The organism is Mesorhizobium sp. M0954 (assembly GCF_040319155.1).
Classification (GTDB): Bacteria; Pseudomonadota; Alphaproteobacteria; order Rhizobiales; family Rhizobiaceae; genus Mesorhizobium.
The window spans coordinates 55,580-77,443 of the sequence record NZ_JAMYNR010000005.1; the positions used below are offsets into that span (position 1 = coordinate 55,580).

The 21,864-nt window shown below is 62.4% G+C and carries 25 protein-coding genes; 18 read left to right on the top strand and 7 right to left on the bottom strand.

Going from position 1 to position 21,864, the window contains the following annotated elements:
- The first annotated feature begins 154 nt into the window (after positions 1 to 154).
- The 10 genes from NKH93_RS08710 to NKH93_RS08755 all read left to right on the top strand — a co-directional run bounded on the left by NKH93_RS08710 (position 155) and on the right by NKH93_RS08755 (position 10,285).
- Positions 155 to 1,054 carry a LysR family transcriptional regulator gene (locus tag NKH93_RS08710; protein WP_352470186.1) on the top strand — a complete coding sequence of 300 codons (900 nt, stop codon included), beginning with the start codon at positions 155 to 157 and terminating at the stop codon, positions 1,052 to 1,054.
- Between the two features lie 133 nt (positions 1,055 to 1,187).
- Positions 1,188 to 1,667 (top strand): formate dehydrogenase subunit gamma, encoded by a 480-nt coding sequence (locus NKH93_RS08715; RefSeq protein WP_352540455.1) that lies wholly within the window; start codon positions 1,188 to 1,190, stop codon positions 1,665 to 1,667.
- Entirely contained in the window at positions 1,664 to 3,220 is a 1,557-nt protein-coding gene (locus NKH93_RS08720) for a formate dehydrogenase beta subunit (RefSeq protein ID WP_352613835.1), read from the top strand. Before NKH93_RS08715 ends, NKH93_RS08720 begins: the two co-directional genes overlap by 4 nt.
- Positions 3,221 to 3,232: 12 nt before the next feature.
- Positions 3,233 to 6,145, top strand: coding sequence for a formate dehydrogenase subunit alpha (gene fdhF, locus NKH93_RS08725; protein WP_352767170.1), 2,913 nt, complete (start codon positions 3,233 to 3,235; stop codon positions 6,143 to 6,145).
- A gap of 3 nt (positions 6,146 to 6,148) precedes the next feature.
- Entirely contained in the window at positions 6,149 to 6,979 is an 831-nt protein-coding gene (gene fdhD, locus NKH93_RS08730; protein WP_352702418.1) for a formate dehydrogenase accessory sulfurtransferase FdhD, read from the top strand.
- Positions 6,969 to 7,277 (top strand): formate dehydrogenase subunit delta, encoded by a 309-nt coding sequence (locus NKH93_RS08735; RefSeq protein ID WP_352469984.1) that lies wholly within the window; start codon positions 6,969 to 6,971, stop codon positions 7,275 to 7,277. Before fdhD ends, NKH93_RS08735 begins: the two co-directional genes overlap by 11 nt.
- A gap of 105 nt (positions 7,278 to 7,382) precedes the next feature.
- On the top strand, positions 7,383 to 8,936 hold the full coding sequence (locus tag NKH93_RS08740; RefSeq protein WP_352969883.1) for an alpha/beta fold hydrolase: 1,554 nt from the start codon (positions 7,383 to 7,385) through the stop codon (positions 8,934 to 8,936).
- A gap of 111 nt (positions 8,937 to 9,047) precedes the next feature.
- A complete protein-coding gene (locus NKH93_RS08745; protein ID WP_352969885.1) occupies positions 9,048 to 9,521 on the top strand; it encodes a carboxymuconolactone decarboxylase family protein in 474 nt (157 codons plus the stop codon).
- Between the two features lie 77 nt (positions 9,522 to 9,598).
- On the top strand, positions 9,599 to 9,961 hold the full coding sequence (locus NKH93_RS08750) for a nuclear transport factor 2 family protein (protein ID WP_352969887.1): 363 nt from the start codon (positions 9,599 to 9,601) through the stop codon (positions 9,959 to 9,961).
- Between the two features lie 135 nt (positions 9,962 to 10,096).
- Complete coding sequence (locus tag NKH93_RS08755) at positions 10,097 to 10,285, top strand: hypothetical protein (protein ID WP_352969889.1); 189 nt, start codon at positions 10,097 to 10,099, stop codon at positions 10,283 to 10,285.
- Between the two features lie 114 nt (positions 10,286 to 10,399).
- Here the strand turns inward: NKH93_RS08755 and NKH93_RS08760 are convergent, their stop codons facing one another.
- The gene (locus NKH93_RS08760) at positions 10,400 to 10,900 is read right to left on the bottom strand and encodes an MmcB family DNA repair protein (protein WP_352818486.1); all 501 of its coding nucleotides are present in this window, start codon (positions 10,898 to 10,900) and stop codon (positions 10,400 to 10,402) included.
- Between the two features lie 111 nt (positions 10,901 to 11,011).
- Here NKH93_RS08760 and NKH93_RS08765 point away from each other — a divergent pair, with 111 nt between their 5' ends.
- The 3 genes from NKH93_RS08765 (at position 11,012) to NKH93_RS08775 (ending at position 13,402) form a co-directional block, all read left to right on the top strand.
- On the top strand, positions 11,012 to 11,950 hold the full coding sequence (locus NKH93_RS08765; protein ID WP_352969891.1) for an IS1595 family transposase: 939 nt from the start codon (positions 11,012 to 11,014) through the stop codon (positions 11,948 to 11,950).
- Positions 11,951 to 12,480: 530 nt separating this feature from the next.
- Entirely contained in the window at positions 12,481 to 13,041 is a 561-nt protein-coding gene (locus NKH93_RS08770; protein WP_352969893.1) for a hypothetical protein, read from the top strand.
- A gap of 181 nt (positions 13,042 to 13,222) precedes the next feature.
- Entirely contained in the window at positions 13,223 to 13,402 is a 180-nt protein-coding gene (locus NKH93_RS08775) for a hypothetical protein (RefSeq protein ID WP_352969895.1), read from the top strand.
- A gap of 233 nt (positions 13,403 to 13,635) precedes the next feature.
- Here NKH93_RS08775 and NKH93_RS08780 read toward each other — a convergent pair whose 3' ends face one another.
- Positions 13,636 to 13,857 carry a hypothetical protein gene (locus tag NKH93_RS08780; RefSeq protein ID WP_352969897.1) on the bottom strand — a complete coding sequence of 74 codons (222 nt, stop codon included), beginning with the start codon at positions 13,855 to 13,857 and terminating at the stop codon, positions 13,636 to 13,638.
- A gap of 503 nt (positions 13,858 to 14,360) precedes the next feature.
- Here NKH93_RS08780 and NKH93_RS08785 point away from each other — a divergent pair.
- Positions 14,361 to 14,606, top strand: a complete 246-nt coding sequence (locus tag NKH93_RS08785) for a hypothetical protein (RefSeq protein ID WP_352969899.1) — start codon at positions 14,361 to 14,363, stop codon at positions 14,604 to 14,606.
- A gap of 547 nt (positions 14,607 to 15,153) precedes the next feature.
- Here NKH93_RS08785 and NKH93_RS08790 read toward each other — a convergent pair.
- On the bottom strand, positions 15,154 to 15,453 hold the full coding sequence (locus tag NKH93_RS08790; RefSeq protein WP_352613829.1) for a DUF1330 domain-containing protein: 300 nt from the start codon (positions 15,451 to 15,453) through the stop codon (positions 15,154 to 15,156).
- 154 nt (positions 15,454 to 15,607) lie between these two features.
- On the opposite strand from NKH93_RS08790, the gene NKH93_RS08795 reads away from it, so the two are divergent.
- The 4 genes from NKH93_RS08795 (at position 15,608) to NKH93_RS08810 (ending at position 17,253) form a co-directional block, all read left to right on the top strand.
- On the top strand, positions 15,608 to 15,934 hold the full coding sequence (locus NKH93_RS08795; protein ID WP_023676390.1) for a GYD domain-containing protein: 327 nt from the start codon (positions 15,608 to 15,610) through the stop codon (positions 15,932 to 15,934).
- A gap of 107 nt (positions 15,935 to 16,041) precedes the next feature.
- On the top strand, positions 16,042 to 16,170 hold the full coding sequence (locus NKH93_RS08800) for a hypothetical protein (RefSeq protein ID WP_302893588.1): 129 nt from the start codon (positions 16,042 to 16,044) through the stop codon (positions 16,168 to 16,170).
- The gene (locus NKH93_RS08805; protein ID WP_352540448.1) at positions 16,171 to 16,296 is read left to right on the top strand and encodes a hypothetical protein; all 126 of its coding nucleotides are present in this window, start codon (positions 16,171 to 16,173) and stop codon (positions 16,294 to 16,296) included. It abuts the gene before it with no gap.
- Positions 16,297 to 16,635: 339 nt separating this feature from the next.
- Complete coding sequence (locus NKH93_RS08810; protein ID WP_352448678.1) at positions 16,636 to 17,253, top strand: L,D-transpeptidase; 618 nt, start codon at positions 16,636 to 16,638, stop codon at positions 17,251 to 17,253.
- A gap of 110 nt (positions 17,254 to 17,363) precedes the next feature.
- On the opposite strand, the gene NKH93_RS08815 is transcribed toward NKH93_RS08810, so the two are convergent.
- The 4 genes from NKH93_RS08815 to murJ all read right to left on the bottom strand — a co-directional run bounded on the left by NKH93_RS08815 (position 17,364) and on the right by murJ (position 21,843).
- The gene (locus NKH93_RS08815) at positions 17,364 to 17,933 is read right to left on the bottom strand and encodes a NifU family protein (RefSeq protein WP_023676386.1); all 570 of its coding nucleotides are present in this window, start codon (positions 17,931 to 17,933) and stop codon (positions 17,364 to 17,366) included.
- A 276-nt stretch (positions 17,934 to 18,209) separates the two neighbouring features.
- A complete protein-coding gene (locus tag NKH93_RS08820; RefSeq protein WP_023676385.1) occupies positions 18,210 to 18,701 on the bottom strand; it encodes a universal stress protein in 492 nt (163 codons plus the stop codon).
- A 185-nt stretch (positions 18,702 to 18,886) separates the two neighbouring features.
- Positions 18,887 to 19,963, bottom strand: coding sequence for a tryptophan--tRNA ligase (gene trpS / locus NKH93_RS08825; RefSeq protein ID WP_352969902.1), 1,077 nt, complete (start codon positions 19,961 to 19,963; stop codon positions 18,887 to 18,889).
- A 281-nt stretch (positions 19,964 to 20,244) separates the two neighbouring features.
- Positions 20,245 to 21,843: a murein biosynthesis integral membrane protein MurJ gene (murJ, locus tag NKH93_RS08830; RefSeq protein WP_352469975.1), complete on the bottom strand. Its 1,599-nt coding sequence runs from the start codon at positions 21,841 to 21,843 to the stop codon at positions 20,245 to 20,247.
- Positions 21,844 to 21,864 lie beyond the last annotated feature (21 nt).

The window sequence follows — 21,864 nt, forward strand, 5'->3', positions numbered from 1 at the left end:
CATCCACATAGCGCCGCATTCCATCGCGGGAAACAGTAAGCCGGCTGAAAGATGTGGATGCGGACGATTTACACAGGCGGCTTGCGGCCGAAGGCGATTTCCCCGACCTTGCGCGCTAAGATCGGACACAGCGTCCATGACAGGCTCCGACGGCATGATCGACAAGCTGGAATTCTTCATAGCACTTGCCAGGGAAGAACATTTCGGCCGGGCGGCGGAGGTGTGCGGCGTCACCCAACCGACGCTTTCGGCCGGCATCAAGCAGCTGGAGGGTCAGCTCGGCGTGATGCTGGTGCTGCGCGGCTCGCGCTTCCAGGGGCTGACGCCGGAAGGCAAGCAGGTGTTGGTGTGGGCGCGCCGCATCGTCGGCGATAGCAGGACCATGCGCGAGGAGATGCGGGCGGCGCGCCACGGCCTGTCGGGGCGCATCCGCATCGCCGCGATCCCGACGGCGCTGGCCATGGTGGCGCGACTGACGACGCCGTTTCGGGCAAAGCACCCCGGCGTCACCTTCTCGGTGCTGTCGCGCACCTCGATCGAGGTGCTATCGCTGCTCGGCAATTTCGACATCGACGCCGGCATCACCTATCTCGACAACGAGCCGCTCGGACGCGTCACCAGCGTGCCGCTCTATGACGAGCGCTATCAGCTGATCACCGCGGTCGGGAACCCCTATTTCGACCGCGACAAAGTGACATGGGCGGAACTCAGCCAGCTGCCGCTCTGCCTGCTGACGCCGGACATGCAGAACCGCCGCATCATCGACCAGCATCTGGCCGAAGCCGGCGTGCAGGTGCGGCCGACATTGGAATCCAACTCGATGATCGTGCTGTTTTCGCATATCCGCACCGGCAAATGGTCGTCGATCATGCCGCTTAACCTTGCGGAAACCTTCGGTTTTTCCGAGCCGATCCGGGCGATCCCGATCGTCGAGCCGGATGCCAGCCACACGGTCGGGCTGGTGGCGGCGCGGCGCGAACCGCACACGCCGCTGGTCTCGGCGCTGTTGGACGAGGCAATGGCGCTGGCGGACGATTTCCACGGCCGCCGCTAGTCTAGACAATGCTGGTGAACGCGAACGATAGAAAATTTCTATCGAGCAACGGATCGGCTTTATTGATTTGGCGGGTTTCCTCTGATTTCCTAACCACTTAGCGGAAGACCGCCACGACCAGGGAGGGCGCTGCATGACGATGCAGCTAGCAAGTACCGAGATCGCATCGCGCACGGCGGCGATCATCCACGAGCTGAAAGGCCTCGAAGGCCCGCTGTTGCCGATCCTGCACGGCATACAGGAAGAGTTCGGTTATGTGCCGCAGGACGCACTGCCGATCATCGCCGAGGCGCTGAACATCTCCAGGGCCGAGGTTCATGGCGTCGTCACCTTCTATCACGATTACCGCAGCCAGCCCGCCGGCCGCCATGTGCTGAAGCTCTGCCAGGCGGAAGCCTGCCAGTCGATGGGCTCGGATGCGATTGCCGCCAAGCTCAAATCATTGCTGGGCATCGGTTTCCACGAGACAACCCGCGACGGTTCGGTGACACTGGAGCCGGTCTATTGCCTCGGCCTTTGCGCCTGCTCGCCGTCGGCAATGCTGGATGACGAGGTGATCGGGCGGCTCGACGGCGAAAAGCTCAACGAGATCGTTGCCGAGGTGCGCTCATGATCCCGCGTATCTATATTCCCGGCGATTCCGGCGCGCTGGCGCTCGGTGCGGAAAAGGTTGCCAAGGCGGTTCGTGCGGAATTGGCCGAGCGCGGCATCGAGGCCAAGATCGTGCGCAACGGCTCGCGCGGCGCCTATTTCCTCGAGCCTATGGTCGAGGTTGCGACAGCCACTGGCCGCGTCGCCTACGGGCCGGTGAAGCCATCCGACGTCAAAAGCCTGTTCGACTGCGGCTTCCTCACCGGGGGCCACCACAAGCGCTGGCTGGGCGCACCGGACAAGATCCCGTTCCTGGCAAGGCAGACACGGCTGACCTTTGCGCGCTGCGGCGTCACCGATCCGCTGTCGCTCGACCACTACAAGGCGCATGGCGGGCTGAAGGGCCTGCAGAATGCAGTGGCGATGACGCCGGCCGAGGTCGTCAAGCAGGTGACCGAGTCCGGGCTGCGCGGTCGCGGCGGCGCCGGCTTCCCGACCGGCATCAAATGGAAAACTGTGCTCGATACGTCGGCCGACCGCAAATACATCGTCTGCAACGCCGATGAAGGCGATTCCGGCACGTTCGCCGACCGCATGATCATGGAAGGCGACCCCTTCGTGCTGATCGAAGGCATGGCGATCGCCGGCATCGCCACCGGCGCGACCAAGGGCTTCATCTATATCCGCTCGGAATATCCGCATGCGGTGGCGGTGATGCAGAAGGCCGTCGAGATCGCCCGCAAGGCCGGCGTGCTCGGCGTCAATGTGCTCGGCTCGGCCAATTCATTCGACATGGAAGTGCGGGTCGGCGCCGGCGCCTATGTCTGCGGCGAGGAGACCGCGCTGCTCGACAGCCTCGAAGGCAAGCGCGGGCAGGTGCGGGCCAAGCCGCCGCTGCCGGCGCACAAGGGCCTGTTCGGCAAGCCGACAGTGATCAACAACGTCATCTCGCTGGCCTCGGTGCCGGTGATCATGGACAAGGGCGCTGCCTTCTACAAGGATTTCGGCATGGGCCGTTCACGCGGCACCATCCCGATCCAGATTGCCGGCAACGTCAAGTATCCCGGTCTCTACGAGGCGGCGTTCGGCATGACGCTGGGCGAGATCGTCGACGATATCGGCGGCGGCACGGCGACGGGACGCCCGGTCAAAGCGGTGCAGGTGGGTGGCCCGCTCGGCGCCTATTTCCCGCGCGCGCTGTTCGACACGCCGTTCGACTACGAAGCGTTTGCCGCCAAGGACGGGCTGATCGGCCATGCCGGCATCGTCGTTTTCGACGACAGCGCCGACATGCTGAAACAGGCACGCTTTGCCATGGAATTCTGCGCCATCGAGAGCTGCGGCAAGTGCACGCCGTGCCGCATCGGCTCGACGCGCGGTGTCGAGGTGCTGGACAGGCTCGCCCAGAACGTCGAACCGGAAAAGCAGATCGCGCTGGTCACCGACCTTTGCAACACAATGAAGTTCGGCTCGCTTTGCGCTCTCGGCGGCTTCACCCCATATCCAGTGATGAGTGCACTCAACCATTTCCCGGACGACTTTCGGCCGACGCCGGTCGCCGAAGCAGCGGAATAGGAGCGGACAGCCATGAACGCGGCATTCGACATCAAATCGCTGGTCCAGGAAATCGACTACGGCACACCTGCCTCTGAAGCCGAGCAGCAAGTGACGCTGACGGTCGACGGCAAGTCGATAACGGTACCGGCGGGGACCTCGATCATGCGCGCTTCGATGGAAGCGGGCGTCGAAATCCCGAAACTGTGCGCCACCGACATGCTGGACTCGTTCGGCTCCTGCCGGGTCTGCCTCGTCGAGATCGACGGGCGCGGCGGCACGCCGGCTTCATGCACGACGCCGGTTGGCGAAGGCATGGTCGTGCATACGCAGACCGATCGGCTGAACGCGATTCGCCGCGGCGTGATGGAACTCTACGTCTCCGACCATCCTGCGGCGTGGGGCGAGAAGGCCGGCACTGGCGCCAGCGAGTTCGACAAGGTCGTCACGACGGTCGGCCTGACCGAGAACCGCTATGGCGTGGACGGCCGCAACCACGTGAAGCAGGAAAACGGCGTGGCGCCCGGCCATGGCTCGCTGACCATCGATTACATCGCCCGCGATGAATCGAACCCGTATTTCACCTACGATCCGACGCAGTGCATCGTCTGCTCGCGCTGCGTGCGCGCTTGTGAGGAGGTGCAGGGCACGTTCGCGCTGACCATCGAGGGCCGCGGCTTCGAATCCAGGGTCTCGGCCGGCATGCACGAGGCGTTCGTCGATTCCGAGTGCGTCTCTTGCGGGGCCTGCGTGCAGGCCTGCCCGACCGATGCGCTGAGGGAGAAGACCGTGCTGGCGAAAGGCCTGCCCGAGCGCTCGACCGTCACCACCTGCGCCTATTGCGGCGTCGGCTGCTCGTTCAAGGCCGAGGTCAAGGGCGACGAGGTCATTCGTATGATGCCCTACAAGGCAGGCAAGGCCAACCACGGCCACTCCTGCGTCAAGGGCCGCTTCGCCTATGGCTATGCGACGCACGAGGACCGGATCCTGAAACCGATGATCCGCGAAAAGGTCAGCGATCCGTGGCGCGAAGTGTCGTGGGAAGAGGCGCTCACCCATACGGCGAATGAGTTCCGCCGCATCCAGTACCAGTACGGCCGCACCTCGATCGGCGGCATCACCTCGTCGCGCTGCACCAACGAGGAGACCTACCTCGTCCAGAAGCTGGTCCGGCAGGGCTTCCGCAACAACAATGTCGATACCTGCGCCCGTGTCTGCCATTCGCCGACCGGCTATGGTCTCGGCCAGACCTTCGGCACCTCCGCCGGTACGCAGGATTTCGATTCGATCGAGCAGACGGACGTGATCCTGCTGATCGGCGCCAATCCGACCGACGCGCATCCGGTGTTCGCCTCGCGCATGAAGAAGCGCATGCGCGAGGGCGCCAAGCTGATCGTGCTCGATCCGCGCCGCACCGACATCGTGCGCTCGGCCCACGTCGAGGCGCAGTTCCATCTGCCGCTGAAGCCGGGCACCAACGTCGCCATGCTGACCGCACTTGCCCATGTCATCGTCACCGAGGGCCTGTTCGACGAGGCCTTCATCCGCGAGCGCTGCGACTGGGACGAGTTCCAGGACTGGGCATCGTTCGTGGCGCTGCCGGAAAATAGCCCGGAAGTGGTCGGCCAGCTTGCAAATGTCGATCCCGACGACATACGCGGCGCGGCGCGGCTCTATGCTCGCGGCGGCAACGGCGCGATCTATTACGGCCTCGGCGTGACCGAGCACAGCCAGGGCTCGACCACCGTCATCGCCATTGCCAACCTCGCCATGGCGACCGGCAATATCGGCCGGCCGGGCGTCGGCGTGAACCCGCTGCGCGGCCAGAACAATGTGCAGGGCTCCTGCGACATGGGCTCGTTCCCGCACGAGCTTCCCGGCTATCGCCACATTTCAGGCGACGCGGTGCGCGCCATCTATGAGAGCCTGTGGGGCGTCAAGCTCGACGACGAGCCCGGCCTGCGCATCCCCAATATGCTGGATGCGGCCGTCGACGGCTCGTTCAAGGGACTGTATGTGCAGGGCGAGGACATCCTGCAGTCGGACCCCGACACCAAGCATGTCGCCGCCGGTCTCGCCGCGATGGAATGCGTCGTCGTGCACGACCTCTTCCTCAACGAGACGGCCAACTACGCGCATGTGTTCCTGCCCGGCTCGACGTTCCTCGAGAAGGACGGCACCTTCACCAATGCCGAGCGCCGCATCAACATGGTGCGCAAGGTAATGGAGCCGAAATGCGGCTATGCCGACTGGGAAGCGACGCAGGAGCTCGCCAAGGCGCTCGGCCTCGGCTGGAACTACACGCATCCGTCCCAGATCATGGACGAGATCGCCAAGACAACACCAAGTTTCGCCGGCGTTTCCTTCGACCTTCTCGACCGGGTGGGCTCGGTGCAGTGGCCCTGCAACGAGAAGTCGCCGGAAGGCACGCCGATCATGCACATTGGCGGCTTCGTGCGCGGCAAGGGCAAGTTCATCCGCACCGAATATGTCGCGACCGACGAAAGGACCGGACCGCGCTTCCCGCTGCTGCTGACCACCGGCCGCATCCTGTCGCAATACAATGTCGGCGCGCAGACCCGGCGCACCGACAACGTGGTCTGGCATAGCGAGGACCGGCTGGAGATCCATCCGCACGATGCCGAAAATCGCGGCCTGCGCGATGGCGACTGGGTGCGGCTGACCAGCCGCTCGGGCGAGACGACGCTGCGCGCGCTGATCACCGAGCGGGTGTCGCCGGGCGTCGTCTATACGACCTTCCACCATCCCGACACCCAGGCTAACGTCATCACCACCGACTTCTCCGACTGGGCGACCAACTGCCCGGAATACAAGGTGACCGCGGTGCAGGTGGGTGCATCCAACGGCCCGTCGGAATGGCAGCGCGACTATGACGAGCAGGCAAAGCAAAGCCGCCGCATCGCGAAGTTGGAAGCGGCGGAGTAGTCCTTGACCGCGCGCCGCAAAGCCATTGCGCAGATCTCGCGTCTCGCGCGCCGCGCCGGCGGCACTGCGGCCGCCAACCGCATGGTGCCGGAAGAGACGCCGGTGGCGTTCTCCTTTGCCGGCACCACGCATGCGGTGATGATGGCAAGCCCGGCTGATTTCGAGGATTTCGCGCTCGGCTTCTCGCTGACCGAAGGCATCATTGCCTCGCCGGACGAAATCGAAGCGATCGAAGTCGAGGATCACGGCGCCGGCATCGATATCCAGATCCGGCTGAAGGACCAGGCCAACACCCGCTTCGAAGCGCGTCGCAGACGCCTGGCCGGCCCGGTCGGCTGCGGGTTGTGCGGCATCGAATCGATCGAGGAGGCGATGCGCTCGGTAAACCCGGTCGGTGCGTCGCAACTTACACTTCAGGCCAATGACATCGTCCGCTCGGTCAAGCTTTTGTCGAAGCTGCAGCCGCTGCACGCCGAGACCGGTGCCGTCCACGCCGCCGGTTTTTACCTTCCCGGCAAGGGCATCGTCATGGCGCGCGAGGATGTCGGCCGCCATAACGCACTGGACAAGCTGGCTGGCGCGCTGGCCAAAGCCGGTATCGACGGCAGGTCGGGGGCCGTCGTCGTCACGTCGCGCGTTTCGGTCGAGATGGTGCAGAAGACCGCGGCGATCGGCTCGGCCGTCATCATTGCCGTCTCGGCGCCGACGGCACTTGCCATCCGCACCGCGAACGATTCCGGCATGACGCTGGTGGCGCTGGTGCGCGGCGACGATTTCGATATTTTCACCCATCCTGACCGCGTGGTTTCCGGAGTTGCCAAGCATGTCGCATGACGAGGGCCACCTCATGAGCACCAGCGAAAAGCTGGTTCGCATGGCCAACCAGATTGCCGCCTTTTTCCACTCAAAGCCGCGCGAGCAAGGCATTGCCGGCGTCGCCGAGCACATCAACAAATTCTGGGAGCCGAGGATGCGCCGGCAATTGTTCGAGATGCTGGACAGCGGTGGCGAGGGGTTCAACGAGCTTGTCGTCGCGGCCGCGCCACACATCAAGCGGCCGGGCGCGCCGGAGGGCGCAGGTTTTAGCGTCGGCGGAGCGAACACCGAGACTGCCGCCGCGTCACAGAAGTAGGCGCCGCTGGCCCACATTCACACTCTCTGAAGTTTCATCTGCCGCAGGCCGCGCGCCTCTGCTATGATCCGGCGATAAGAAATCGTCGGGTCGGGCGGACAACTCGTGAGGCCGATCGAAACTCGATACGCGCTCAGTGGCGACGTGCGGATCGCCTATCAGGTGGTCGGCCAGGGATCGCTCGATCTCGTCTTCGTGCCGGGTTTCATTTCCAATCTCGACCTGCACTGGGAAGACGAGGGCTACACCCGGCTGTTGAAGCGGCTTTCCGCGTTCTCACGGCTGATCCTGTTCGACAAGCGCGGCACCGGTCTGTCCGACCGCGTCGATGTCCACCACCTGCCCAGCCTCGAAACCCGCATGGACGATGTACGCGCGGTGATGGATGCGACCGGCAGCGGCCGCGCCGCCTTGGTCGGCGCTTCGGAAGGCGCGCCGATGGCAATGCTGTTCGCCGCCACCTACCCGGAGCGGACGCGGGCGCTGGCGCTTTATGGCGGCTATGCGCATTTCCACAAATGGGTGATGCCGCCGGAACGCCTTGAGGCGTTCATCGCGACGGCGGAGACCGCATGGGGCACCGGCGCCACCCTGCCTCATTTCGCGCCCGGCCGCGTCGACGATCCGCGTTTCGCCACATGGTGGGCGCGCTTCGAGCGGCTGTCGGCGAGCCCGACCGCGGCAATCGCCCTGGCCCGCATGAATGCGGCTATCGACGTGCGCGGCGTGCTGGCGGCGATCAGCGCACCGACGCTGCTCATCCATCGCCGCAACGATGCGCGCGTCGACCCGGAGGCCAGCCGCTTCCTGGCAAGGAAGATCCCGAATGCGCGGCTGGTCGAGGTGGCCGGGCGCGACCACCCGATCTGGACCGGCGATGTCGACCGGGTGGCCGATCTGATCGAGGAATTCCTGACCGGAGCGCGCGCCGTTGCCGAGGCCGAGCGCGTGCTGGCTGCACTGCTGGTCACCCGGATCTACGACACGGCGCGGCTTGGCGACCGTATGTGGAGCGAGCGCAGCCGACGTTTTCAGGAAACATGGCGCCTGCTGGTCGGGCGCCATGGCGGCCGCCCGGCCGGCACGCATGGCGAGCTGATGATGGCGCGCTTCGACGGCCCGGCGCGGGCCGTACGCTGCGCGGCGGGGCTGCGCGATGCGGCGCAGGAGATCGGCGTCGCCAGCGCGCAGGGCGTGCATGTCGGCGAGGTCGAGTTGCGTGGGCCGCCGACGGGGTTGACGGCGCGCGTGACGATGCAGCTTGCCGCGCATGCCGGGCGCGGCGACATCCTCGCTTCACGGCTGGTCGCCGATCTCGCCGCCGGTTCAGGGCTTCATTTCAATGACGCCGGGCGCATCGCGCTTGACGAGCTGGATGAGCCGCTGGCGCTGGTGCAGGCGACCTCGGAACAGCATCTGGAGCCGGCCTGCCGGCCGAAGGCCAAGGCTGCCGAGCCGGCCGCACTGACGGCGCGCGAAAGCGAGGTGGTGAACCTCATCGCCGATGGCAAGAGCAATGCCGCGATCGCCGCCGAACTCGGGCTGAGCGAACACACCGTCAAGCGCCACGTCGCCAATATTCTGCTCAAGCTGGACCTGCCGTCGCGGGCGGCGGCGGCGGCGTTCTCGGCCCGGCACGCTGGCCCGCACGGGCCATAGGAGCCATGGCGCTTTCGGGCGAAGCGGCCGGGCATGCGTAAGCGCTATCACTTCGTCCCATGCAGGCCAGGCGGATATCGCCGGGAAAGGCGCTGCGAAGGGAGGAATAAAATGCTGAAGTCGACACTCAAATCACTGGTGCTTGCGGCAGGCGTTGGCGCGCTGTTGGCGATCGTTCCTGCCAAGGCCGAAGACACCTCGGCGACGGCTGCCTACAAGGACATCCAGGCAACGCTCGGCTCGGTACCGGACATGTTCAAGACGCTGCCGGATGTCGCTGTTGCCGGCGCCTGGGCCGAGATCAAGGGCGTGCAGCTCAACCCGAACACCGCGCTCGACGGCAAGACCAAGGAATTGATAGGCCTCGCCGTCGCCTCGCAGATCCCCTGCCAGTACTGCATCTATTTCCACACGCAGGCGGCCAAGCTCAATGGCGCCAGCGACGAGGAGATCAAGGAGGCGGTGGCGATGGCGGCGATCGTGCGCCACTGGTCGACGATGCTCAACGGCAGCCAGGTCGATCTCGCCACTTTCAAGAAGCAGTCCGACGAGGTGTTCGCGGCCGTCAAGGCGAAGTCGCAGTGAGCCACCTGCCCGTCTGTGAGCGCAGGGCGGTTCTGATCAATTGAATGCCCGGTTAAGACGGGCCTATGGAGGAAAAAATGCTGACCAAGACACAGACGATAGACGGCGCTGCGATCAAGAAGGCGATTGAGGGCCGTGATGGAAAATTGCTGGCGAGCTTCTATGCCGACGACGCATTGGTGCGGGTGATCGACCGCAACAACCCGCCGAGCAAGCCGCGCGAAATCCGCGGGCGCGCTGCGATCACCACGTTCTGGGACGACATTTGCAGCCGGGCGATGACCCACAAGGTCGACACCACCATCGCCGACGGCAACAATCTCGCCTTCACCCAGGCGTGCGCCTATCCGGACGGGACCAAGGTGTTCTGCGCGGCGATGCTGGAGCTGAAGAACGGCCTGATCGTGCGCCAGACCGTCGTGCAGGCGTGGGACGAGTGAGGAGGCGGCGATGTTCAGTGCCAGATGGCAGATCGACGCCAAGTTCGGCCACAAGCAGACCGTGCTCGAACTCTTAAAGAATGAGAACGCGAGATCGGCTCGCAGGTCGGTCTCGACGACCTCAAGTTCCAGATCATGACTGGATCGAACGGCGCGCGGGAAGCGACGGTCGGGTCACGTCACCAGGTCGAAAGCCTCGCCAGTTGGAGGCGTTCTTCGCCAGGATCGACAAGATCGACGCGCACCGCCAAATGGGGCAAGGAGATGGAGCCTTACGTGGTGTCGGGCACCAGCCTGTGGAATATCTACCGCATCGTGGAATAGCGGTTCTCATCCTCGCTTCCGCAGGGCTATCGCATTTGGGAAGATGCCCCCTCACCCGCGCAGCGGCCGGACGAGGGGCAGCACGACGTCTGAAATCACGACGAGCGCACCCCCCTACTCGCTCTCGCCGTCCAGCGCCGGCACCGACACGCCGGCGAGCTCGGCCGCGAGCAGCCGCGACGCACCGGCGCGTGCGATCCGCAGCATCAGCGCCTTGCGCGTCGCCGCCGCCATGCGATGCTCGGGCGCATCGCGCAAGATCTCGGCGCCATAGCCGTCGGAGAGAATGAAGCCGCATTCCTGCGGAAAGATTTCGGAAGGCACGCCGGGATGGGTGGCGAAGAAGAAGCGGTCGGAATGCAGCCGGTAGTCCGGCCATTTGCGGTCGACCCTGAAATCCTCGATCGAGGATTTGATCTCGATGATCCAGATGTCGCCGTGGCGGGTCAGCGCGACGAGGTCGGCGCGGCGGCCAGTGGCCAGCGACAGTTCGGGCAAGACATGCGCGCCCATCTGCCTGAGCAGCCGCTGCACGCCGCGCCGGACCAGCATGGCGCGCTCCGACTGGCGGCCGTCGATGAGCGGGTTGAGAGGTAGAGGTGAAATGATCGGCATGGCGACCACCATGCCAGATTTTGTTCACGGTTTGAACCGGTTTTTGCGGGGCGATTCTATGGTTGACAAACCCAAATGGAACTGCGATAACGATTCCAAGGAGTTATCGCCATGTCCATCCTGTCCCGCCCCGAATTCCACGACGAAGCCAAGGCTTTCGAACACGTCGAGGCGATCTTGTGGCCGAATGGTCCGGTTTGCCCTAAGTGCGGTTCCGTGGACAAGCACTACAAATTGAAGGGCGTCCGCACCAAGCCTTCCAAGAAAAACCCGAACGGCGTTGAGCGGCATGGTCTCTATAAGTGCGGCGCTTGCCGTTCGCAGTTCACCGTCCGCATGGGTTCGATCTTCGAGGAAACCCATTTGCCGCTCACCAAGTGGCTTCAGGCCATCCACCTCATGTGCGCCTCTAAGAAGGGCGTCAGCGCTCACCAGATGCACCGCATACTCGAATGCACCTATGAGGCCGCTTGGTTCCTGTGCCATCGCATTCGCCTTGCAATGGCGTCTGGCGAACTCTCCCCGCTTGGTGGCAATGGCAAGACTGTCGAGGTTGACGAAACCTACATCGGTCGCCTCAAGGACACCCCGGTCAAGCGTGGCGCTGGTCACAAAAACACCGTTGTCAGCCTGGTTGAACGCGGCGGTCGCGCTCGTTCCTTCCACGTCGATACCGCCCGCATTGGCAATGTCATGCCAATCGTTCGCGCCAACATTGCCAAGGAAAGCGCATTGATGACGGATGAGTCCGGTATCTATCGCCGCGCGGGCCAGGAATTTGCCTCGCATGATTTCGTCACGCATTCCAAGGACGAATACGTTCGCGGCACCATCCATACGAACACCGTCGAAGGTTACTATTCGATCTTCAAGCGCGGCATGAAGGGCGTCTATCAGCATTGCGCCGAACACCATCTGCACCGCTATTTGGCTGAATTCGACTTCCGCTATTCGAACCGGACTGCCATGGGCGTCGATGACGGCACGCGCGCTTTCATTGCCTTGAAGGGTGCCGCCGGTAAGCGCCTGACCTATCATAGACCTGCTTGACGAGAAGCGGACGCACTTCCGAAAGCCCGTTCAACTCGAATTGCCCTACTGGCGGTATGCAAAGCGCCGCCGGCCTTGACGCGAAATCCCAAATGATTCATGGTGTTTCGAGTAGGTGACGCCCGTCGCCTTCTTATCACCTTCTCAGGGTCGCCAAACCGTTAGCGAGAAGGAAAGGAACGGCAGTGTTCAGTGACGAACTCTACCCTTCCAAAGCGGACACGAACGTAAAAACGAACGTGAACGCCCTTAGGCAACTGACAATAAACCATCGTCTTTGACCTCTGGAGTTAGCTGGGAAAGAGCCCAGCGCTCCGGAGCGCTCTATGCGTTCCGCCCGTTTCAGAACGAACGAGCAGGGACGAAAGTGCGACGACGGGCGTCAACGTCGATATTGCAGATCACCAATCCGACGTCAAGCTTCAATCAACCGGATGGCTTTATCTGACCATTGGCATGTTCGTTTAATGTTCGCTTAACAATCAATCGGGCGGATTGCATCTTGGATTGATTTAGAGTAGATACGAATCATGAACACAAACCCGTCCCTTTCCGATGTCGCGGCGCGTCGTGAACAGCTTGAAGCAGAGATCGAAGAACGCAAGCTGGAGCTGTCCGAGCTAGCGGTTGCCGAGCGCGTTCTTAGGCGTCTAGGAGAGTACACGCCGTCTGTTCGTGCCTCCCAGACAGTTCCGGGCGTTACTCTGAACAGCCTTCCAAGGCACGTCCTGCCGCCGCCGCCTTTGTCGTCGAAGGTTGAAAACTACACTGTGGACCCCGCTAGGGAGTCTGTGGAAAGCCTGATTCTTATCGTTTTGGGTGCGAGCGACAAGGTGTGGTGGACGGCTAACCAGTTGCAGGTAGAGGTTTCTGCTTTGAAGGGGGTCGAAGTCCCAATGTCCACGATCAGCCCTACATTGAGCATGATGAAGGGGGCGGGAAAAATTGTTCGCGACGGTATGCGTGTAGCAGATCCAAAGCGAGGCGGGTTTGTAGATGATTTGATCAGCGCTGGCACAAAGGCGCAAAACGAGAATGGGGAGGCGAAAGCCTCCCCAGACACCGGAGAACCGCCAAGTTCTCCAAACTGAAATTCCGCTTCGTCCGGCGGCCAGACCCGGGACTGGTAGTTCCCGGGAGACTGGAGTTCCCATGCTCCACATACCGCGCGCGGCGGGCTATTCCCAACCGCGCCTCATAAGATAGAGTTTGGGCGGGGATCACTCCCCGCCCATTCGTTTAGCATACGCACGAATCGGAGTCTATATTCCTATGGCTAAATCAGCGGACAAGCCGCAGATCGATAAATTCCGCGAAGCGGCCCGCGAACTGAAAACCGATCAGTCCGACGCGGCATTCGAAGCCATTGTGCAGAAGATCGCCAAGGCCAAGAGGCTCACGCCCGAACAGATAAAAGAGTTTGTACGCCGGGAGCGCGAGGCGAAGGACTAGTCGTAGCGCGCGAGCAACTGAAGCGTGAAGGGCAGCCAGCGATCTCTGATTATCTCGTCAACGACCTCGGCTGAAAGCCAGTGCCGGCCATCATTATCCACTATAGGCTTGGGCAAGACGAAGATGTGACCGTCAGACGTGTACCAACCCTCGGAGGAGTCAGTCTCGTCGCCATCAAATTCGCAGCCGAAACCTGCCAATGCCACGTAGACATCAGTCGCTAGGTAGCGCAATCAGGCGTATCGCCGCTCGGCTTGCATTTCCTTGTGCGCATTGCGAGCAGCCTGCCGCTCTTTCATGCGTCCAATCATGTCAAGGGTAGCCTGAATCGAGTCGTATGCGGCCTGCTTATCCACGTTGGCGACGTGTAACTCAGGCACGGCAGGCGAAGTCAGCACGTACATACCGCCAACTTCCTTGCATAGGATTTGGATATCTTTAACCTGGATGCCCATTTCGGCCTCCCCGGCCTGCGTGGCTACTCATACAAACTAACGCTTCGCCAGTTAATGTGTTCCTAACTTGGCGAACACCCTCATGTATGATGGCATAACAGCAGGGAAAAGGGCCTGCGTCAACATTGGCACCCAAAGCGTGCACCTGGTAGGCGGCGCTCCGCTACCAACTGTAGCAAGCGATGGCCATTCCCCTACGGCTGGGTAGGCACAGCCGCGCCCCCAAGTTTAAAGACTTTCTCCTGAATGAAGAAACGGGTCATTCCGTTGGCGCGGCTGGCCGTCAATTTATGCCCGTTCGGCCCTGGGTTTGTCAACCATAGAATCGCCTTTTGCGGGCGATTACGCACTTTACAAACACGGCGATGTGCCTGATACCTTGAATCCACAGTAGGAATCCGGGTTATGGGTGTCCTTTTCGAGCCACACTTCCACAACGAAGAAGCTGCTTTCGAACGGCTGGAGACGGGCAAGAAGGCCCGTTAGGCAATGGCTAAGTCACAATGAGCGTCGTGAGCGGTGTGGTGCTTTATACGTCTTCTGCTGAAGATCGATCGAGCCCGAACGGCCTGCCCATTCTCTTCGAGAGCATACAGGAATGGCTGGCAGAGCGCGCCCCCTTCCAACAACTTAACAGCGTCGAGGATAGCTTTGGCGGCAGCAAGCACCCGCAAATGTTTGTAGCCGGTGGTGGCAATGCAATTCCTACGGGTGAGGGGAGCTATGTTTTCGCGAGGCGTCGCCGTTGATCTAATATTCACCGCTGCAGGCCCGATAGTGGTCGCAGCGTAATAAAAAAAGGTGGCGAAGCATGGTTACTGAGAATGCAAGTTTGACGGTCGAGCAGACTAGGCTCAATAGGATGCTCACGCGGGGCGTCGTATTTTCCGTCATTTGGCTCGCCGGTTTCGGGTCTTCTTATGCACTCTACCAGGGGCTTCTGGCGCGACGGATGATAAAAATGAATCCCGTGCTTCGGGGAAATGGCCGCGCCTGGTGGTGCATCATTGTGGGAGGGCTTGGGGCCGCAGCCTTATGTGCGATAGTTGGCGCCGGCATTTTCAACGCCATGACACAACCCTAGGTCACGCTGTAACACCGCCTGCCGATCTGGTGTTGGGTCATATTGATTTGTAGGTCCCGTTCAATGAGTGTTTCCGGCGTCATCCTCCCATCATTGGCCGTTTCCCGCCCGCAAGTTTAAAGCTTGCTGATTCATATCAGAATGCTCCTGTCCCGTCGCCGGGCCGCACCTGATATGGCAACTCAGACTTGCCATTGTCATCGACCCGACCTTCAGCTAACCGGCATCATGCCCTCCAGAGCAATAATTCTCGTCTTTGCGCAGCGTTCGCGGATGGCCTTGAGGCGGCCGTATTCCGGAGAGTCGTACCATGCCAGGAGGGACGCCATGTCCGGGAATTCGACAATGACGAGGCGATGAGGTTCCCAATCGCCTTCCAGAACTTTGGTGGCTCCGCCGCGAGCGATGTACCTTCCCCCGTAGCGGGCTTCGGTTGCCGGCACGTCCCGGCGGTATTCCTCGAAAACGGCGGCGTCGGTTACGTCTACATCAGCAATGAGATATGCGGCCATTGACCTTACTCCCCTTGGGAAAAGGCAATTGAAACAGGTCTATTAGCGGCCCCGCAACTAAGCCAGCGGTACTACGCCTCGGAAACGACTCGCGTTCTCCCGGATTGGGGCGCTTAACTGTCTTGGTGGGGGCAGCTCTGGGAGGAGACGAACCATGCCGATGTATCTCACGCGATTCAGCTACAGGCCCGAAACCTGGGCGCGCTTGATGGATAATCCCGAGGACAGACGCGAGGCTGCCCGTTCCTACATCGAGTCGGTCGGCGGAAAGCTGCACGGGTTCTGGTATGCCTTCGGGGAGTACGATGGCTGGAACCTATGGGAGGCGCCGGACAACGTGTCCATGGCCTCTGTCATGCTGGCCATCGGTGCGGGAGGCGCGCTCAGCTCGTACCAGACCACCGTCCTGTTAAGTGTCGAAGAGACGATGGACGCGCTTGGCAAAGCCAAGTCGATCCGGTACCGCCCACCGGGATCGTGACCGCCGCCCCTGCGGAGTGTCGAAGGCTGGGGAACGCTTGCTCTCGAACGGCGCACGTTGCAGCTTGCGTTTTCAATGTCTGCCACGGATTTTAGGAGGAGCATTAGATGACGGAAGATGACGACCGGAAATCGGCGACGCCGGAGGAAATCCGCTCGGCCATCAGAGGCTGGGCGGTGCTTGGGGCAATTATCGTTGCCGTGTTTGGTGCGGCCTACGTCATGATCGATAGTTGAATGGCCGACGATCCTGGTCGCCCCGATGGATTGCCTGAAAAGATCGGCACGGTCCTTGGTGCATTGGTGGTGATCGGCACGTTCGGGCTTCTGGCTTGGGCCGTGCTTCGCGGCGTCCTTTATTAAACCCGGGCCCGTCTGGACTTTCCCCTGCGGCGGCCGCGTCTCAGGCCGATCTCCTCGTAGCAACGGATGGTCTTGGCCGCAGGCCAGAGCGCCGGGCAGCGTCGCCGACTTCATGGGTGATTTCTTCGTCTCCTGGTCCTTGTTCCTGGCCCCATTGATTTTGCAACATAATCCTGCGGGGGCTGTTGCCGAAATGCCATAGTCGCGGGTTTACCAGCACGCAAGTCCAAGGATATAGGCATCGCCCGCTTGGCAAGCAAAGCAAATGCCAGCATGAATGAAGATGAAAAAAGCGGCCGACTCGAGCCGCTGTTGTTTGGGCAGGCATCGGACCTTTTCATGCGCATGAAGTCACTTGCAATCGTCGCGGCCCTGGCGCTGTCGACGGCTGTCGCCGGTTGCAGCACCATCGGCTCGCAGATCTTCACCAACAACTACGGCGCGGTGACCGACGCCGGCTATCACCTGCCGCGCGTTCCGATCGAAAAGGTGCCGTTCAAATACCGCCGGCAGATCGTCGACTACGACACCAGGGAAAAGCCGGGCACCATTATCGTCGATACGCAGAACAAGTTCCTCTATTTCGTCATGGGCGACGGCGAAGCGATGCGCTACGGCATCGGCGTCGGCCGTGAGGGTTTCGAATGGCACGGCACCGCCCATATCGCGCTGAAGCGCGAATGGCCGACCTGGACACCGCCTTCGCAGATGATCAAGCGCCAGCCGGAGTTGGCCAAGTTTGCCGGTGGCATGGAGCCGGGGTTGAAGAACCCGCTCGGCGCGCGCGCCATGTACCTGTTCAACAAGGGCGGCGACATGGGTTATCGCCTGCATGGCAGCCCGGAATGGAATTCGATCGGCAAGGCGATGTCGTCGGGCTGCATCCGGCTGATGAACCAGGACATTATCGACCTCTACGACCGCACCTCGGTCGGCGCCAAGGTCATTGTGATATAAAACCCTTATACGCGGACCGTCTAGGCAACAACACAGACGTCGCAAACAGAAAACCGGGCACTTTGGCCCGGTTTTTTGTTGTCTATCGACGTTGACGATGGAACGGTGCGTCAGGAGACCTGTTCGACGTGCTGCACTTCCGGCACAAAGTGCCGGAGCAGGTTCTGGATGCCGTGCTTCAGCGTCGCCGTCGACGACGGGCAGCCGGCGCAGGCGCCCTTCATGTGCAGGAACACGGTGCCGTTCTCGAAGCCGCGGAAGGTGATGTCGCCGCCGTCCTGGGCCACCGCCGGGCGCACCCGCGTGTCGAGCAGCTCCTTGATGGTGACGACCAGCTCCTCGTCGGCCTTGTCGTAGAATTCGCCGGTCTGGCTGGTCTCGGCGGCGGGGCCGGCCTTGGCCATCACCGGGGCGCCGGACATGAAATGCTCCATGATGGCGCCGAGGATAGCCGGCTTCAGATGCTGCCAGTCGGGGCCGTCCTTGGTCACGGTGATGAAGTCATAGCCGAAGAAGACGCCGGTGACGCCGGGGATTTCGAACAGCCGGCCGGCGAGCGGCGAAGCCGTCGCGGCGCTATCGGCATCGCGGAAATCGGCGGTGCCTTCTTGCAGCACTTCCTTGCCGGGCAGGAATTTCAGCGTCGCCGGGTTTGGCGTCGACTCGGTCTGGATGAACATGGCCGTCTCCGTGCCCGTTGGGGCAGCTAGTTTGGAATAATTCTAATTAGGCTTTATCCGCCCGACATTCAAGGGAAAGGCATCGGGGAGAACGGCTGGCTGGCGGAATGTTTTGCTAGTTCGCTGAAACGATTGGAGATGTGTTGAGATTCAGGTCAGGCCGAGCCGAAAATGGTGGTTTCCGAGAACCGGAGCGGAGCGTACTTTGGTACGTGAGCACCGGAAGCGCAGGAAGCCGCCATTTGCAGGCCGGCCTCACCTGAATATCAGCACATCTCAGGCGAGGCTGTCGATCTCCTCGTCCGACAGGTTCTGCGGCACCACCGTGACGGGAATCGGAAAGGCGGCGCCCTTGCCGGCGACCGCGCCGACCAGCGGCCCTGGGCCTTCCTTGCCGGCGCCTGCCGCCAGCACCAGGATGGCGATGTCCTGGTCTTCCTCGATCAGCTTGTGGATCTCTTCGGTCGGCTTACCTTCGCGCACCACCAGTTCCGGCTCGATGCCGAGCTTCTGGCGCACCTTGTTGGCGTAGCTGTCCAGTGCGGCACGCGCCGTGGCGGTCGCCTCCTCGCGCATGATCTTCTCGACGCCCAGCCAGTGCTGGAAATCATCCGGCTCGATGACATAGAGCAGCACCAGCACGCCGCCCGTGCTTTGCGCCCGCTTCGAGGCGTAGGCGACGGCGCGCTCGCATTCGGGCGTGTCGTCGATGATCGCCAGGAACTTGCGGCGATGACCGACTTCGCGGCTGAGGCGTTTGGAGACCATATTCACCCTGTTCGATGGTTTCGGCCGCAATCTGCCACCGCCACAGCCCGCCCGCAAGCGACCGGCGGCTGTGGCAATGCTGGTGCAGCTTAAAGCGCGTCGCGTTCGACCAGCGACGCGCTTCAGGTTCTTGTTTTATGCATGTCGTTATCGCAAAACCGCTGCACACTTTTGCGCGACACGCATTAGCCTTGCAGCAGGCCGATAATCTCGCGCACGGTCTTCATGGTCGCTTCGGCCAATGTGCCGGCACGCTCGCCGCCATCGCGCAGCACCGCGTCGACATAGGCGCGGTCGCTGGAGATGCGGCGCATCTCGCCGGCGATCGGCGCCAGTTTTTCCACCGCAAGGTCGGCCAGCGCCGGCTTGAACACCGAAAACTGCTGGCCGCCATATTCCTTCAGCACCGCCTCTTTCGAGATTTCGGCGAGGCCGGCATAGATACCGACGAGGTTTTCTGCTTCCGGCCGGCCGGCAAGCCCGTCCAGTTCGCCGGGCAAAGCCTCCGGGTCGGTCTTGGCCTTGCGGATCTTCTTCGAGATGGCGTCGGCATCGTCGGTCAGGTTGATGCGCGACAAGTCCGACGGGTCGGACTTCGACATCTTCTTCGAACCGTCGCGCAGCGACATGATGCGCGCCGCCGGGCCGCCGATGACCGGCTCGGTCAGCGGGAAATAGCCGTTCACCGTCTCTTCGCCCACCTGCATCTCGACGCCGACGCCAAGCGCTGCGATGCGGTCCGAAAAGTCGTTGTTGAATTTCTGCGCGATGTCGCGGGTCAGCTCCAGATGCTGCTTCTGGTCGTCGCCGACCGGCACATGGGTGGCGCGGTAGACGAGGATGTCGGCGGCCATCAGGGAGGGATAGGCGAGCAGGCCGAGCGAGGCGTTCTCGCGGTCCTTGCCCGCCTTGTCCTTGAATTGCGTCATGCGGTTCATCCAACCGATGCGCGCCACGCAGTTGAAGATCCAGGCAAGCTCGGCGTGCTGCATCACCCGCGACTGGTTGAAGACGATGTGCTTGGTCGGGTCGATGCCGGAGGCGAGAAACGCCGCGGTGATCGACCGCGTCTGGTCCTGCAGATCCTCATGGACGAGCTGTGCGGTCAGCGAATGCAGATCGACGACGCAATAGATACAGTCGGAGGTGTCCTGCAGGGCGACGAATTTCTTGATGGCGCCGAGATAATTGCCGAGATGCAGATTGCCGGTTGGCTGGACGCCGGAAAAAACGAGCGGTTTGAAGGGGGGCTGATCGGTCATGGTGTTTCCCTGGCTTGTGGAGGGCCGTTTCGCGCGCGGCGAAAGTCTTGCGACGGCGCGCTTATGGACGAGAGCGAGGAGACGATCAAGAGGGGCGTTGGCCAGGGCGCGCAGGCTTTGACGTCGGCCGAACAGAAGGCTGTTTGAGGGATGGCGCCGACCAGAAACAAAAACCCGCCTCGGTGGGCGGGTCGTTGGAGCCAATTAGCACCATACCGAAATTAATAGCATAGCTGCCGGCACAAAGCAAGAACAAAATTGGCGCTGATGAATTTTCCCCCTCACGGATCCGGAGATTGCTCCTTGACCGGCTGGGAGCCCTTGCGCCCGATATTGCGGCGGATCATGCCGAAATCGGCACCGCCGGTGGCGAAGGCGGTGACGAAGTAAAGCAGCGCCCCGCCGGCGACGAGCGCAAGCAGGGTTGCCGCCTTGATCACCAGCGGCGAGCCGGAGCCGAGCCTTGCGGCGAACCAGTGTTCGGCAAAATAGAGCGCCGCCGCCATCACCGCCGCCGACAGCACCAGCCGCGGGATGCGTTTCATGAGCGGCACGTCGCGGCCCCAATGGCCGCGCCGGATCAGCACGGCGAGCAGCATCGCCGCATTGACCCAGCCGGCGACAGCGGAGGCAACGGCAATGCCGGGCGCGCCCATCGTCGGAAACAGCGTCAGCGCCGTCGTAATGTTAACCGCCACCGAGATGGCGGCGAAAATCATCGGCGTGCGCGTGTCCTCGCGAGCGAAATAGCCTGGGGTGAACGCCTTGATCAGCACGAAGGCCGGCAGGCCGAGGCCGAAGATCGCCAGGATTGCCGCGACCGTCGGCGTCGAATTGTTGGCGGCAAAGGCGCCGCGCTCATAGACCAGCCGCACGATCGGCTCGGACATGACCAGCAGCGCGGCCGCCGCCGGCAAGGTCATGAAAAGGGTAAACTCGACCGAGCGGTTCTGCAGATTGGCGGCCTCGACCAGATTGCCTGATTTCAGCGCCCGCGACAGTTCCGGCAAAAGCACGATGGCGACGGCGACGCCGACGACGCCCAGCGGCAGCTGGTAAACGCGGTCGGCATAGGCCAGCGACGACACCGCGCTGTCCTGCGCCGACGCGATCGCCGTGCCGATCAGCTGGTTGATCTGGGTGATGCCCCCGGTGATCGCCGCCGGCAGCGCCAGGATCAGCAGCCGCTTGACGTTCGGCGTCATCTTCGGCCGCCGGAAGCCGATCGAAATGCCGGCATGGCGCACCGCAGCCCAGACGATCGCCAGCTGCACCAGGCCGGCCGCCAGCACGCCCCAAGCCAGGCCGAAACCAACGGTGCGGGCGTCCGAACCCTTGTACCAGGCATAGGCAAGCACGGCGATAAGGATGACGTTGAGGAACACCGGCGCCACCGCAGCGGCGAAATAGCGGCGCAGCGAATTCAGCATGCCGGCCATCATGGCGCCGAGCGACATGCAGATCAGGTAGGGGAACATGACGGTCGCCAGCGCCACCGTCGTCTCGAATTTTCCCGGCGTGTCGGCAAAGCCCGGCGCCACCAGATAGCGCACGATCAGCGGCATCGCCAGTTCCATGGCGATGGTCAGCGCCAGAAGCGCCGTGAACAAGACGCCGAACACCTCTTCGGAAAAGCGCTTGGCGCCGTCGGTGCCGTGTGTCTCGATCTCCTTGGCGAATAGCGGTACGAAGGCGGCATTGAAGGCGCCTTCGGCGAACAGCCGGCGAAAGGTGTTGGGAAACTGGAAGGCGGCGTTGAAGGCGTCGGCGATCGGCCCGGTGCCGAGTGCGGCAGCCATCAGCATCTCGCGGCCGAAACCGAGTGCGCGGCTCATCAGCGTGCCGGAAGCGACCGTGGCGAATTTCTTGACAAGGCTCATGCGCTTGAAGACTGCCTGTGC